The sequence below is a fragment of the Nocardiopsis dassonvillei subsp. dassonvillei DSM 43111 genome (genome assembly GCF_000092985.1).
GTDB classification, from domain to species: domain Bacteria; phylum Actinomycetota; class Actinomycetes; order Streptosporangiales; family Streptosporangiaceae; genus Nocardiopsis; species Nocardiopsis dassonvillei.
Genome location: NC_014210.1, coordinates 3317701 through 3329792 on the forward strand (window position 1 = coordinate 3317701; position 12092 = coordinate 3329792).

Annotated in this window: 12 protein-coding genes; 2 read left to right on the forward strand and 10 right to left on the reverse strand. The window is 73.2% G+C overall.

The window, feature by feature from the left end:
• Window positions 1–116: 116 nt before the first annotated feature.
• The 6 genes from NDAS_RS13700 to NDAS_RS13725 all read right to left on the reverse strand — a co-directional run bounded on the left by NDAS_RS13700 (window position 117) and on the right by NDAS_RS13725 (window position 5297).
• Window positions 117–878, reverse strand: a complete 762-nt coding sequence (locus NDAS_RS13700) for an SDR family NAD(P)-dependent oxidoreductase (protein ID WP_013153796.1) — start codon at window positions 876–878, stop codon at window positions 117–119.
• A gap of 208 nt (window positions 879–1086) precedes the next feature.
• Window positions 1087–1851: an enoyl-ACP reductase FabI gene (gene fabI, locus NDAS_RS13705; RefSeq protein WP_013153797.1), complete on the reverse strand. Its 765-nt coding sequence runs from the start codon at window positions 1849–1851 to the stop codon at window positions 1087–1089.
• An 84-nt stretch (window positions 1852–1935) separates the two neighbouring features.
• Window positions 1936–2640 (reverse strand): beta-ketoacyl-ACP reductase, encoded by a 705-nt coding sequence (fabG, locus tag NDAS_RS13710; protein WP_013153798.1) that lies wholly within the window; start codon window positions 2638–2640, stop codon window positions 1936–1938.
• Window positions 2641–2836: 196 nt separating this feature from the next.
• Entirely contained in the window at window positions 2837–3268 is a 432-nt protein-coding gene (locus NDAS_RS13715) for a hypothetical protein (RefSeq protein ID WP_013153799.1), read from the reverse strand.
• A gap of 108 nt (window positions 3269–3376) precedes the next feature.
• The gene (locus tag NDAS_RS13720; protein ID WP_013153800.1) at window positions 3377–4036 is read right to left on the reverse strand and encodes a response regulator; all 660 of its coding nucleotides are present in this window, start codon (window positions 4034–4036) and stop codon (window positions 3377–3379) included.
• A complete protein-coding gene (locus NDAS_RS13725) occupies window positions 4011–5297 on the reverse strand; it encodes a sensor histidine kinase (protein ID WP_041552766.1) in 1287 nt (428 codons plus the stop codon). Before NDAS_RS13725 ends, NDAS_RS13720 begins: the two co-directional genes overlap by 26 nt.
• 334 nt (window positions 5298–5631) lie before the next feature.
• On the opposite strand from NDAS_RS13725, the gene NDAS_RS13730 reads away from it, so the two are divergent.
• The gene (locus NDAS_RS13730; protein ID WP_013153802.1) at window positions 5632–6399 is read left to right on the forward strand and encodes an ABC transporter ATP-binding protein; all 768 of its coding nucleotides are present in this window, start codon (window positions 5632–5634) and stop codon (window positions 6397–6399) included.
• A 5-nt stretch (window positions 6400–6404) separates the two neighbouring features.
• Window positions 6405–9197: an ABC transporter permease gene (locus NDAS_RS13735; protein WP_013153803.1), complete on the forward strand. Its 2793-nt coding sequence runs from the start codon at window positions 6405–6407 to the stop codon at window positions 9195–9197.
• A 226-nt stretch (window positions 9198–9423) separates the two neighbouring features.
• Here the strand turns inward: NDAS_RS13735 and NDAS_RS13740 are convergent, their stop codons facing one another.
• The 4 genes from NDAS_RS13740 to NDAS_RS13755 form a co-directional block, all read right to left on the reverse strand.
• A complete protein-coding gene (locus tag NDAS_RS13740; RefSeq protein ID WP_019608358.1) occupies window positions 9424–9855 on the reverse strand; it encodes a hypothetical protein in 432 nt (143 codons plus the stop codon).
• Window positions 9856–9985: 130 nt separating this feature from the next.
• Window positions 9986–10804, reverse strand: a complete 819-nt coding sequence (locus NDAS_RS13745; protein ID WP_013153805.1) for a polyprenol monophosphomannose synthase — start codon at window positions 10802–10804, stop codon at window positions 9986–9988.
• Window positions 10805–10935: 131 nt separating this feature from the next.
• Complete coding sequence (locus tag NDAS_RS13750; RefSeq protein ID WP_013153806.1) at window positions 10936–11742, reverse strand: DeoR/GlpR family DNA-binding transcription regulator; 807 nt, start codon at window positions 11740–11742, stop codon at window positions 10936–10938.
• Between the two features lie 52 nt (window positions 11743–11794).
• Window positions 11795–12022, reverse strand: a complete 228-nt coding sequence (locus tag NDAS_RS13755) for a hypothetical protein (RefSeq protein WP_013153807.1) — start codon at window positions 12020–12022, stop codon at window positions 11795–11797.
• Window positions 12023–12092 lie beyond the last annotated feature (70 nt).

Below are 12092 nucleotides of genomic sequence, written 5' to 3' on the forward strand. Positions count from 1 at the left end.
TCGTGGCCCCGCACCCTCTGGCACACCGGCGCGACACCCGACCCCGGACCGGCCCCCAACGCACGGGGCGGCCCCGCCGCGGCCCGCCCGGCGGGCCCGGCCGCGGCGGGGCGCGCTCAGATCCGGTCGAGGAAACCGCCGTCCACCATCAGGTTCTGTCCGGTGACGTAGGCCGCGGCCGGGCTGGCCAGGAAGGCCACCGCGCGGGCGACCTCGTCGGGGTGGCCGAGGCGGCCGTAGGGGATGCGCTCGCGGACGGACTCGTAGAACCCCGGGTCGCTTTCGCGGCGGCGCGCCCAGCCCCCGCCCGGGAACTCGATCGGGCCGGGCGAGACGGTGTTGACCCGCACCCCCTCCCCCGCCCAGGCGCGGGCCAGCGAGGACGCGTGGTGGTTGAGCGCGGCCTTGACCGCGCCGTAGGAGCGCGGTCCGGCGGGCACGGTGGTGTGCAGGGCCGAGGTGCTGGAGATCAGCACCACCGAGCCGCCGCGCTCGGAGGCCAGCAGGTGGGGTTTGGCCGCTTCGGTCAGGCGCACGAAGGGCATCAGGTCGGCCGCGAAGCCGCGCTCCCACTGGTCGGGGGTGGGCGCGCTGCCGCCGGAGACGTTGGACACCAGCACGTCCAGGCCGCCGAGTTCGGCCACCGCGCCCTCGACGAAGGAGGGCAGCGCGTCGTGGTCGGTGACGTCCAGGGCGCGCGAGAACACGCGGGCGCCGGTCTCCTCCAGCTCGCGGGCCGCCTCGGACAGCGGTTCGGGGGTGCGCGCGCAGATCGCGAGGTCGGCGCCCTCGACGGCGAACAGCTGGGCGATGGCCCGGCCGATCCCCCTGCTGGCACCGGTCACGGCGACCCGTGCCCCCTTCAGTCCCAGATCCATTGCCCCGTCCCCTTCGCTCTCGGCTCGCACGGCCGCCTGCCGGGGTCGCACGCACCTCTTCGGGCACACGGCGGGCACTCGCCGCACCCGCCCCGCGACGGCAGACGGGCGGGCCGCCCCCTGGGGGTGGCCCGCCCGCGTCAACCTATCGCACGCCCACGGCGGGGCACCGGTTCCGGAGGAGCCGGAGCCGGTGCGTTCGGGGCGGTCAGGCCCCGGTGGAGTGGAAGCCGCCGTCGACGTGGACGATCTCGCCGGTGGTGGCGGGGAACCAGTCCGACAGCAGCGCCACGACCGCCTTGGCCGCGGGCTCGGGGTTGGTGACGTCCCAGCCCAGCGGGGCGCGCTCGGGCCAGTGCTTGGCCAGCTCGGAGAACCCGGGGATGCTGCGGGCGGCCATGGTGCTCAGCGGCCCGGCGGAGACCAGGTTGACCCGGATGTTCTGGTCGCCGACGTAGCGGGCCAGGTAGCGGGCGGTGGAGGTCAGCGCGGACTTGGCCACGCCCATCCAGTCGTAGATGGGGTAGGAGACGCTGTTGTCGAAGTCCAGGGCCACGACCGAGCCGCCGTCCTTCATCAGCGGCAGCAGCGAGGTGGTCAGCGACTTCAGGGAGAAGGTCGAGGTGTGCATGGCCGTGGCCACGTCCGACCACGCGGTGTTGAGGAAGTTGCCGCCCAGGGCGTCCTGCGGGGTGAAACCGATGGAGTGCACGACGCCGTCGAGGCCGTCCACGTGCTCGCCGACGCGGGCGGCCAGGGTGGAGAGCTGCTCGTCGTCGGTGACGTCCAGCTCCAGGATCGGGGGCGTCTCGGGCAGGCGCTTGGCGATGCGCTCCACCAGGCTCAGGCGGCCGTAGCCGGTGAGCACGACCGTGGCGCCCTGCTCCTGGGCCAGGCGGGCCACGTGGAAGCCGATGGAGGAGTCGGTGAGCACACCGGTGACGAGGATGCGCTTGCCTTCGAGGATTCCCATGTTCGGGTCGTCCGTCCTGTCTGTGGTCCGTTGCGGAAGGGGAGCCCTTCCGGTGGCTGAAGGGAAAAAGGGGGGCGGACCCGGTCAGTGGCCCATGCCCAGGCCGCCGTCGACGGGGATCACGGCGCCGGAGATGTAGGCGCCGCCGGGCCCGGCGAGGAAGCCCACCGTCCTGGCGATGTCCTCGGAGGAGCCGAGGCGGCCCAGGGGGACGTTCTTCTTGATCTCGGCCTGGCGCTCCTCGGACAGGGCCGCGGTCATGTCGGTCTCGATGAAGCCGGGGGCGACGATGTTGACCGTGATGTTGCGCGAGCCCAGCTCGCGGGCCAGGGAGCGGCCGAAGCCGACGAGCCCGGCCTTGGAGGCGGCGTAGTTGACCTGGCCGCCGGAGCCGAGGAGGCCCACGACGGAGGAGATGAGGACGATGCGGCCCGAGCGCTTGCGCATCATGCCGCGCACGGCGCGCTTGGCCACGCGGAAGGCGCCGGTGAGGTTGGTGTCCAGCACGGAGGAGAACTCGTCCTCGCTCATCAGGGCCAGCAGCTGGTCCTTGGTGATGCCGGCGTTGGCCACGAGCACCTCGACGGGGCCCTGCGCCTCCTCGACCTCCTTGAAGGCGGCGTCGACCTGGGCGGAGTCGGTGATGTCGCAGCGGACGCCCAGCAGACCCTCCGGGGGCTCGCCGGAGCGGTAGGTCACGGCGACGTCGTCTCCGCCCGCGGCCAGCTCACGGGCGATGGCCAGGCCGATTCCGCGGCTGCCGCCGGTGACCAGTACCGAGCGCGACATAGGGGCTCCTCTTCTCCTGCGGCTGCTGTGATCAGCCACGACGTGGTGTTGCGGGGGGTGGGATCGCATTGCAGCGTACCGAGCTACCCGGCGGTAGACGCAACCGAGGCGAACAGGGGCGCCGATCCGCCCATGTGCGGGGATTCCGGACACGCTGGGGGGACGCCCCGAGCACGGCGGGCGGCGGTGAGGTGTGTCACCGACGCGGGTCCCCTTGTTCCTCCCCGTCCTCGGCCTCCGGTGGTCGGGGTACGCCGACGACGACCGCCAGGATGAGCATCGTGCCGGGGCTCAGCAGCCAGGTGTGCGCGGACCCCGTGGAAACCATCCAGGACAGGATCACCAGTGCGATGTGGCCCAGCCCCGCCCGCATGCCCGACAGGGGCCGTGCGTGCCCCGCGGGCGGTCGCCGCTCGGACGAGCCCGGATACGGATCCTCCCCGAAGACGACGCCCCGGCGGTCCAACCAGACGAATCCGGCCAGGACCGCGGACGCGTACAGCGCCAGGAGCGTGGGCGACTCGGTGAGCCTGACCACGAAACTGCCCGTGAAGGCGGCCATGAGCAGGCCCCACCCGCCGAGCACGCGGGGCAGGACCTTCCTGTGCCAGGAGGGGAGCGTTGGCACGGTCGGTTCCTTCGTCTGGGGGAACGAGGTCGACAGCGACCCTATCCGGGGCGGGAGACGGCCCCGCCCCGTCCCGGAGTCCGGCCCGCCGCTCACACCGGTCCGCCCTCAGGCCCAGCCCGCGTCGTGGGCCAGGATGGCGGCCTGCACCCGGTTGGACATGTCCAGCTTGGCCAGGATGCGGCTGACGTGGGCCTTGACCGTGGCCTCGCGCATGCCCAGGTCGCGGCCCGCCTCGGCGTTGGACCGGCCCCGAGCCACCGCGAGGAGCACCGACCGCTCGCGCTCGCTGAGCACCGACAGGCGGCGCACGGCCTCGGCGCGGCCCGCCGCGGAGTCGGCGGGGGCGGGCGCGGCGAAGCGTTCGAGCATGCGCTTGGTCACGCTGGGCGCGAGCATCGCGTTGCCCTCGTGGACGGTGCGCACCGCGCCGATGAGGTCGCGGGGCGGGGTGTCCTTGAGCAGGAAGCCCACCGCACCGGCCCGCAGGGCGCTGTGCACGTACTCGTCCAGGTCGAAGGTGGTCAGCAGGACCACGCGGGGCGGCCGGGGCAGGGCGGTCAGGCGGGCGGCGGCGGTGATCCCGTCGGTGCCCGGCATGCGGATGTCGAGCAGCACCACGTCGGGGGCGAGTTCCTCGGCCAGGCGCACGGCCTCGGCGCCGTCGCCGCCCTCGCCCACCACCTCGATGTCGGGAGCGGAGTCCAGGATCATCCGCAGGCCGGACCTGACCAGGAGTTCGTCATCGACCAGGAGCGTGCGGATCACCTTCGGAAACCTCTTCCTCCGTACCGGATGGATCGTCGGTTCGCACGATAGCGCGCAGACGCCACCCGCCGTCGGGGCACGCCCCCGCGCTGAGGCTTCCGCCGGAGAGCACGACGCGCTCGCGCAGCCCGGTCAGACCGAAACCGCTGCGGGGCATGGGCGAGGCCGGGCCCCGCGCGGGCGCGTTGGCCACCTCCACCTCCAGCTGGCGGTCGGCGTAGTGCAGACGCAGGGTGACGGCGGCTCCGGGCGCGTGCTTGGCGGCGTTGGTCAGCCCCTCCTGGACGATCCGGTAGGCGGTGCGCTGGACGCCCGTCGGCAGCGGGCGGACCCGGCCGCTCTCCTCCCGGTCGATCGGCATCCCGGCGGCGCGCCACTCCCCCACCAGGCGGTCCAGGTCCGACAGGACCGGCTGGGGGGCGGTGGGCGCGGCGTCGGTGTCGTCGCGCAGCACCCCGAGGATGCCGCGCAGTTCGGTGAGGGCCTCGCGGCCGGTGGTGCGGATGAGCCCGGCCGCCTCGACGGTGCGCGGGTCCTCGGCGGAGACCTCCAGCCCTCCCGCGTGCAGCACCATGAGGCTGACCCGGTGGGCGACCACGTCGTGCATCTCCCGGGCGATGCGGGTGCGCTCGGCGGTGATGGCCTGCTCGGCCATCATGTGCTGTTCGCGTTCGAGGCGCTCGGCGCGCTCGTGGAGGCGGTCGATGAGCTGGCGGCGGGTGCCCACCCACAGGCCGAAGACCATCGGTACGACCAGCAGCATCCCGATGAGGAAGACCTGGCCGAGGGGGTTGGCCTCGTAGGCGACGACCATGGCCAGGCTGTACAGGGCGAACCAGCCCACCAGCAGGCGACGGTTGCCCTGGTACACCGAGTACGAGTACAGGGCGATCACGGCCGGGACGAAGTTGGCGAAGCACAGCAGCAGCACGAGCGCGGTGACGAGCATCCACTGCGGGAAGCTCCGCCGCAGCAGGACCGTGGCACCGGCGAACACGACCGGGATCACGTAGAGGACCACCCCGGCGGCCAGGGCGAACGCGATGTTCACGTTGGCCAGGAGCGCCAGGAGCGCGGGGACGAGCCCGCCGAACAGGCCGAGCTGCGTGCTGCCCACCAGTTGCAGTACCCAGCTGAACGGCAGCGGCAGCACGGCGTAGAGCCAGTCGGCGATGGTCAGGCGGCGGGCCCACCACCACTCCCGGTTCTTGTTCCACAGGGCGCCGGCGTCCCTGCCCCGGTCGCTCACCCAGCTCCTCATGCTGGGGAGTCTACGGCGGCGCACCCGGTCGGCCCGTGCGCGCGCCGCGCCCGGTCCCGCGCGGTCCGATCGTCGGTCCGCCCGCGAAAGCCCAGGCCGGCAGGGGCGCGTGGCGGGCCCGTGACGGAGGGTGCTCCGACGACCCCCGACGAAAGTCGGTGCGCCGGCCAGACGAAGGAGTCGCGAACCCGCCCGCCACCGTTCCTTTGGCCGAGTCGCGAATCGGCCCCGCGGGGGACGCCCGGGCCGGGCTGGCGGACCTAGCGTTGTGGACAGCCGCGACGGAGAGCCCGTCCGGCCCGCACACCATCCCCGATTCCTGGAGCTGTCTGCCGTGACCGAGTTCACCGTGAAGCCCGACCCGACGGTCACCTCACCGCCGGTGGTGGTCGCCCGGGGCCTCACCAAGACCTACGACACCGGCGACAGCCAGGTCCACGCCCTGGCCGGGGTGGACGTGGAGTTCCACCGGGGCGCGTTCACCGCGATCATGGGCCCCTCGGGGTCGGGCAAGTCCACCCTCATGCACTGCCTGGCCGGACTGGACGTGCCCACCTCGGGCACCGTGCACCTGGGCCGCACCCAGATCACCGGCCTGCGCGACGCCGAGCTGACCCTGCTGCGCCGCGACCGGATCGGGTTCATCTTCCAGTCCTTCAACCTGCTGCCGATGCTGACCGCCGAGCAGAACATCCTGCTGCCGTCGCAGATCGCCAAGCGCGGGGTCGACAAGCAGCGCTTCGACCACATCATCGACGTGGTGGGCCTGCGCGACCGGCTCAACCACCTGCCCGCCAAGCTCTCCGGCGGCCAGCAGCAGCGCGTGGCCGTGGCCCGCGCCCTGCTCAACGCGCCCGAGGTCGTCTACGCCGACGAGCCCACCGGCAACCTGGACTCGCGCTCGGGCACCGAGGTGCTGGAGTTCCTGCGCAACTCGGCCCGCGACCTGAACCAGACCATCGTCATGGTCACCCACGACCCCGTGGCCGCCTCCTACGCCGACCGCGTGGTCTTCCTGCGCGACGGACGTCTGGTGGACGAGGTCGTCGAACCCACCGCCGAGCTGGTCTCCGCACGGCTGCTGAAGCTGGAAGAGGCCTGAGGGACATGCTGCGCACCACACTCGCCGGGCTGCGTCTGCACAAGTCCCGGTACGTCACCACCGTGCTGGCGATCCTGCTGGGGGTCATGTTCGTGTCGGGGACCATGGTCTTCGCCGACACCCTCAACGCCAGCTACGAGAAGTCCGTCATGGGCTCGGCCACCAGCGTGGACGCCATCGCCGTGCCCACCGAGCCCGAGTTCGACCCCGAGAGCACGGAGCCGCCCGAGGAGCCGGTTCCGTTCACCGACGAGCAGCTGGACACGGTGCGGGCGCTGCCCGAGGTCGCCGAGGCGGGCGGGCTCCTGAAGGGCGAGGCCGTGCTCCTGGACGCCGACGGCCGCGCGGTCGGCTTCGTGCCTCCCGCCGCGGTCGGGCTGGGCGAGGTCAGCCGCTTCTCCGCCGACGAGGGCTCGCTGCCCGCGAGCGGGGACGAGATCGCCCTGGCCACCTCCACCGCCGAGCAGACCGGCTTCGCGGTCGGCGACACGGTGACCGTGCTCGACGCCGAGGGGGACAAGCGCGACTTCACCCTCACCGGGCTGGTCGAGTTCGGCGTGGACCCGGCCTACAGCATGGGGGGCGCCGTCGTCTTCGACCCGGACACCACCCGGGAGATGGCCGGCGTGAGGGACTACGCCGAGATCGACGTGCTCGCCGCCGAGGGCCACACCCCGCAGGATGCGGCCGACGCCGTCGCCGCGGAGCTGGGGGGCGCGGCCGAGGTGAGCACCGGTGAGCAGTTCGGTCTGGACATGGCCGAGAGCGTGGGCGGCCAGGCGGAGATGCTGCGCGTCGCGCTGCTGCTGTTCGCCTTCATCGCGATGTTCGTCGCCGGGATCGTCATCTACAACACCTTCGCCATCCTCATCGCCCAGCGCCAGCGCGAGCTGGCCCTGCTGCGGTGCGTGGGCGCCAAGCGCGGCCAGGTCTTCCTGTCGGTGCTGACCGAGTCGGTGGTCGTGGGCCTGGTCTCCTCCGCCCTGGGCGTGCTGGCCGGTGTGGGCGTCGGCATGGCCGGTGCGACCTACGGCGGCCCGCTGCTGGGCTCCGGGGAGGCGGTGCCCGTGGTGGTCACGCCGACGGCGGTCCTGGTCGGACTGGCCGTGGGAACCGTGGTGACCGTGTTCTCCGCGATGGTCCCGGCCACGCGCGCTACCCGGGTGGCGCCGCTGGCGGCCCTGCGCACCAGCGCCACCGCCGCCGGACTGGAGAAGGGCACCGGCTGGGTCCGCGTCGTCTTCGGCCTGGTGACCTTCGCGGTCGCGGCCGCCCTGGTGGGCCTGACCCAGATGATGGGACCGGGCACGATGGGCCCGGTCATCGTCACCGCCGCCGCCCTCATCGCGTTCGTGGGCGTGGTCGTGCTGGGCCCGCTGCTGGTGCGCGGCATCGTGCGCCTGGTCGGCGTGCCCCTGCGGAAGGTGGGCGTGCCGAGCATGCTGGCGGTGGACAACTCCACCCGCAGCCCGCGCCGCGCGGCCACCGCGATGATCGCCCTGACCGTGGGCGCGACCCTCATCACCGGGTACTCGGTGGTCAGCGCCTCCGTCGAGACGACCATGACCCGGATGCTGGAGGAGCAGTTCCCGGTGGACTACCAGGTCTCCCCGCAGTTCTCCATGGAGGGGACGGGGACCGCCACCGAGACGGCCGAGGGCTCGGAGGAAGCCGAGGACCCGGCGGGGAGCGAGGGTTCCGAGCAGTCCGCAGGCGCCGGGCAGGCTCCCGCCGACGGCGAGGAGAGCGCGGCCGGAGAGGCTCCCGCCGACGGTGCCGAGGGCCCCGCCGAGCCCGCGGAGCCGACCGGGGGCGCGTCCGCCGGTGAGGACTCCGGCACGCAGGGCGGCACCGAGGCCGGGGCGGCCCAGGAGCCGCGGTTCCCCACCATCCCGAACGAGGTCCGGGTGGCGCTGGAGGGCCAGTCCGCCCTGGGCAAGGTCATCGGCCAGCGCAGCGTCTACGTCGACACGGACGGCGGCCAGTCGGTCCCCGTCTACACCTACCCGGGCGCCGAGGTCGGCGTCGACCTCACCAGCGACACCGTCGAGGGCGACGTGACCGACATCGGTCCGGGCCGGGCCACGGTGACGGAGGGCTACGCCGAGGGCGCCGGGGTGGGCGACACCCTCACCCTCCCGGCCGAGGACGGCCGGGACCTGTCCGTGGAGATCGTCGCGGTCGTGGAGGACATGCAGTCCCTGACGGGCGTGACCCTGCACCCGGAGGACTTCGCCGCGGCCTTCCCGTCGGTGGACGAGGACGAGATGCTGCTCATCCGCGCCGCCGAGGGAGCCGACGCCGCCGAGGTGCGCGACGCGGTCTACACCGCGGTCGAGGACCACCCGACCATGCAGGTCGCGTCGGCCGCCGAGATGAAGAACCAGTTCTCCGAGGTTCTGGACATCGCCTTCTACACCATCGCGGCGATGCTGGGCCTGGCGATCATCATCGCGGTGTTCGGTATCTCCAACACCATGGCTCTGTCGGTGCTGGAGCGCACCCGCGAGTCCGCGCTGCTGCGGGCGCTGGGGCTGGCCCGGGGCCAGCTGCGCCGGATGCTGAGCGTGGAGGCCGTGCTGCTGTGCCTGATCGGCGCCGGTATCGGCATCGTGCTGGGCGTGGTGTTCGGCTGGGCGGCCGGGGCCTCGGTCATGCCGGACATGGTCTTCACCGTGCCCTTCGGCCAGATCGGGGTGTTCATCGCGGTCGCGGTCCTGGCGGGGCTGCTGGCCTCGGTGCTGCCCGCCCGCCGGGCGGCGGCCACCTCGATCACGGGGGCGCTGGCCAGCGAGTAGGCGGTCACGCCCTCCGCGGGCGCACGCGTCGCCGCGACGGGAAACGCGAGGGCCCCCTTCCGCCTCCGGGCGGAAGGGGGCCCTCGCTCTCGGCGTTCTCCCCCGTCGGGCAGGGGTCGCTCCGCCGGAGGCCGCATCCCGCGCAACGGCCGTGGACGCCGTGCCCCGGGCGGTACGCCTCACACGGTGTGCCCCCGGGCGGCCCAGTCCTCAGAGTGCGCGGTCCTCAGGTGTCCGGTGCGCCGGTGTCCCTGGGGTCCTCGGCGTCCGGAACGTAGCCCGCCGTGTCAGTGGTCCGGTCGCGCTCGTCGTCCCGGTCGCCGTGGGGCGTGTCCGCCGGATGCTCGTAGGGCCTGTCGGGGTGCTCGCTCCGCACGGCCGCGCCCTCGTCGACGTCGGGCGTGACGTCGTCGCTCTCCTCGTGCATGGCCTCCTGCTCGGCGCTGCGGGTCTCCCCTCCCCAGCTCTCGCGCGGGTAGAGGTCGCTGCGCTCGGAGCGCACCGCCTCGTCGATCCCCCGCGGCTCGGACGAGCTGTCGGTCCCCGGCATGTCGGGGTCCTCGAAGTCGTACTCCTGGATGTCGTAGTCGGCCTCGATCCGCCGCTCCCGGGCGACGGCCTTGCTCAGCTCGGGGTCGTCCCCCATGTCGGTGTCCACGTCATAGGGCTCTTCAGTCATGTCCGCCCCCCTTCCCTCGTTAGTCCCGTGCCCCAAACCGGCACACCTATGTCACCGGCGGGCGCACGGGACGGCGGGCGGGCCGGGGGCGGCCCCGCCGAACGCCCCGCTACCGGCGTCGGGCGCGCTCGGCGCGGCGCAGCAGCAGCGGGCGCAGGGCGGCCTCCAGCGCGACGGAGCCGTCGAGCTTGCTCTGGCCCACGACGCGGTCCTCGAAGTGGATGGGGATCTCCACCATCTTCTGCCCGCGCCGGTAGGCCCGGTAGTGCATCTCCACCTGGAAGGCGTAGCCGGTGCTCTCGATGCCGGGCAGGTCCAGGACGCGCAGCGCCGAGGCCCGCCAGATCTTGAAGCCCGCGGTGACGTCGCGGATGGGGATGGACAGCACGGTCTTGACGTAGGCGTTGGCCCAGCCGCTCAGCAGACGGCGGCTGAGGTTCCACCGCTCGGACAGGCTGCCGCCGGGGACGTAGCGGCTGCCGATCACCACGCCCGCGTTGGTGGCGTGCAGGGTGCCGAGCAACTGGGGAACGTAGCCCACGGGGTGGCTGAGGTCGGCGTCCATCTGCACCACGTGGTCGGCGCCCTCCTCCAGGGCGCGGGTCATGCCAGCGACGTAGGCGCGGCCCAGGCCGTCCTTGGCGGTGCGGTGGACGACGCCGACGCGTCCGGCGAACTCGACCGCGAGCTTGTCGGCGACCTCGCCGGTGCCGTCGGGGGAGCCGTCGTCCACGACCACCACCCGCAGCCGCGGCAGGTCCAGGGCCATGAGCTGGCCCACCAGCACGGGGAGGTTGTCCGCCTCGTTGTAGGTGGGCACGACCACCGTCACCCGGGAGTCGGCCCACGGCGCGGGGAGCGCCACGGGTTCGGGGGTGACGCGCACGGGCGGGGAGGACGGCTGCTGGGGAGACGGCTGGGAGGACATGCGCGGCGGCTCCTGCGGATCGGACGGGCGGTGCGGGACGGGCGGAGCGTACGCGGGATACGCGTGTGAACGGTAGGGTACGCGGTCCTTTCCTCCGTTCGCAGAGGAGAAGTCCCCTTTCCCCTCCCCTCTCACTGCCCCCGCTCTTGGGCGACCACCGCGACGTGGACGAGGGCGCCCGTCTCCTCCAGGGTCATCAGCACCTCGGGGTCGGCGCTGCTGTCGGTGACCAGGTGGGCGATCTCCTCGGGGGCGACGGTAGGCACCATGGTGTCGGCGCCGATCTTGGTGTGGTCTGCCAGGACGATGGTCTCCTCGGCGCAGGCGGCCAGGGCGCGGTCCACGCTGGCCACGGCCGGGTTGGGGGTGCTCAGGCCGCGGTCGGCGCTGACCCCGTTGCCGGAGAGGAAGGCCCGGTTGACGCGCAGCCCGGCCAGGCTCTCCTCCGCCGCCGCCCCGACCAGGGCCCGGATGGGGCCGTGCAGGGTGCCGCCGGTCACGACCACCTCGACGCCGACGGCCCCGGCCAGGACGTCGGCGACGCGCAGGGAGTTGGTGACCACGGTCAGGTCGGTGCGGGTCAGGAGCGCGCGGGCGAAGGCCTCGGCGGTGCTGCCGGGGCCGATGGTGACGGCGTCGCCGGGGCGCACGAGTCGGGCCGCGGCGGTGGCGATGGCGGCCTTCTCGGCGGCGCACTGGCCGCTCTTGCCGGAGTAGCTCTGCTCGTGGCCGATCCTGCCGGGCAGGGCGACCCCGCCCCGGCGGCGGTCCACCAGCCCCTCGGTCTCCAGGGCGCGCACGTCGCGGCGGATGGTGACCTCCGAGGCGCGGACCCTGACGGCGATGTCGCGCAGGGACATGGTGCCGTTGGCGCGCACGAGTTCGAGAATGCGCTCCCGGCGCTCGGCGGCGAACGCCGGACGGTTCTCCTCGGCCATGGACCCACTTCCGTGCTCTGCTCGGGCACGGGCCACGGTCCCGCGCGACTCCCTAGACTACGGACCCGTCGGCGGTGGTGATCCGTCCGGGCCGGACGGCGTCCTCGGGCGCCGACTGCTCCGGAACCCTCCCGGAGGCGGTCCCGGGCTCCCCGGTCTCCGCGGCGGCCTCCTCCTCGGTGGTCTGGCCCCCCTCTCTCAGGAGGGTGACCACGACGATCGCCGTGAGCGCCACCAGACCGACGAGCGCTCCCGCGCCGAGCAGTACCACGACAGACATCTGGGCCTCCCAGGGGACGGGCTGACCTGCCAATAACCGAATTCCCGGTTTGGGTTGACCTCACACCACC

Coding starts and splice junctions, on each gene's coding strand:
- NDAS_RS13745 (WP_013153805.1), bottom strand. CDS start 10,804: ATGTCCTCCCAGCCGTCTCCCCAGCAGCCGTCCTCCCCGCCCGTGCGC.
- fabI (WP_013153797.1), bottom strand. CDS start 1,851: ATGGGAATCCTCGAAGGCAAGCGCATCCTCGTCACCGGTGTGCTCACC.
- NDAS_RS13750 (WP_013153806.1), bottom strand. CDS start 11,742: ATGGCCGAGGAGAACCGTCCGGCGTTCGCCGCCGAGCGCCGGGAGCGC.
- fabG (WP_013153798.1), bottom strand. CDS start 2,640: ATGTCGCGCTCGGTACTGGTCACCGGCGGCAGCCGCGGAATCGGCCTG.
- NDAS_RS13755 (WP_013153807.1), bottom strand. CDS start 12,022: ATGTCTGTCGTGGTACTGCTCGGCGCGGGAGCGCTCGTCGGTCTGGTG.
- NDAS_RS13700 (WP_013153796.1), bottom strand. CDS start 878: ATGGATCTGGGACTGAAGGGGGCACGGGTCGCCGTGACCGGTGCCAGC.
- NDAS_RS13735 (WP_013153803.1), top strand. CDS start 6,405: ATGCTGCGCACCACACTCGCCGGGCTGCGTCTGCACAAGTCCCGGTAC.
- NDAS_RS13725 (WP_041552766.1), bottom strand. CDS start 5,297: ATGAGGAGCTGGGTGAGCGACCGGGGCAGGGACGCCGGCGCCCTGTGG.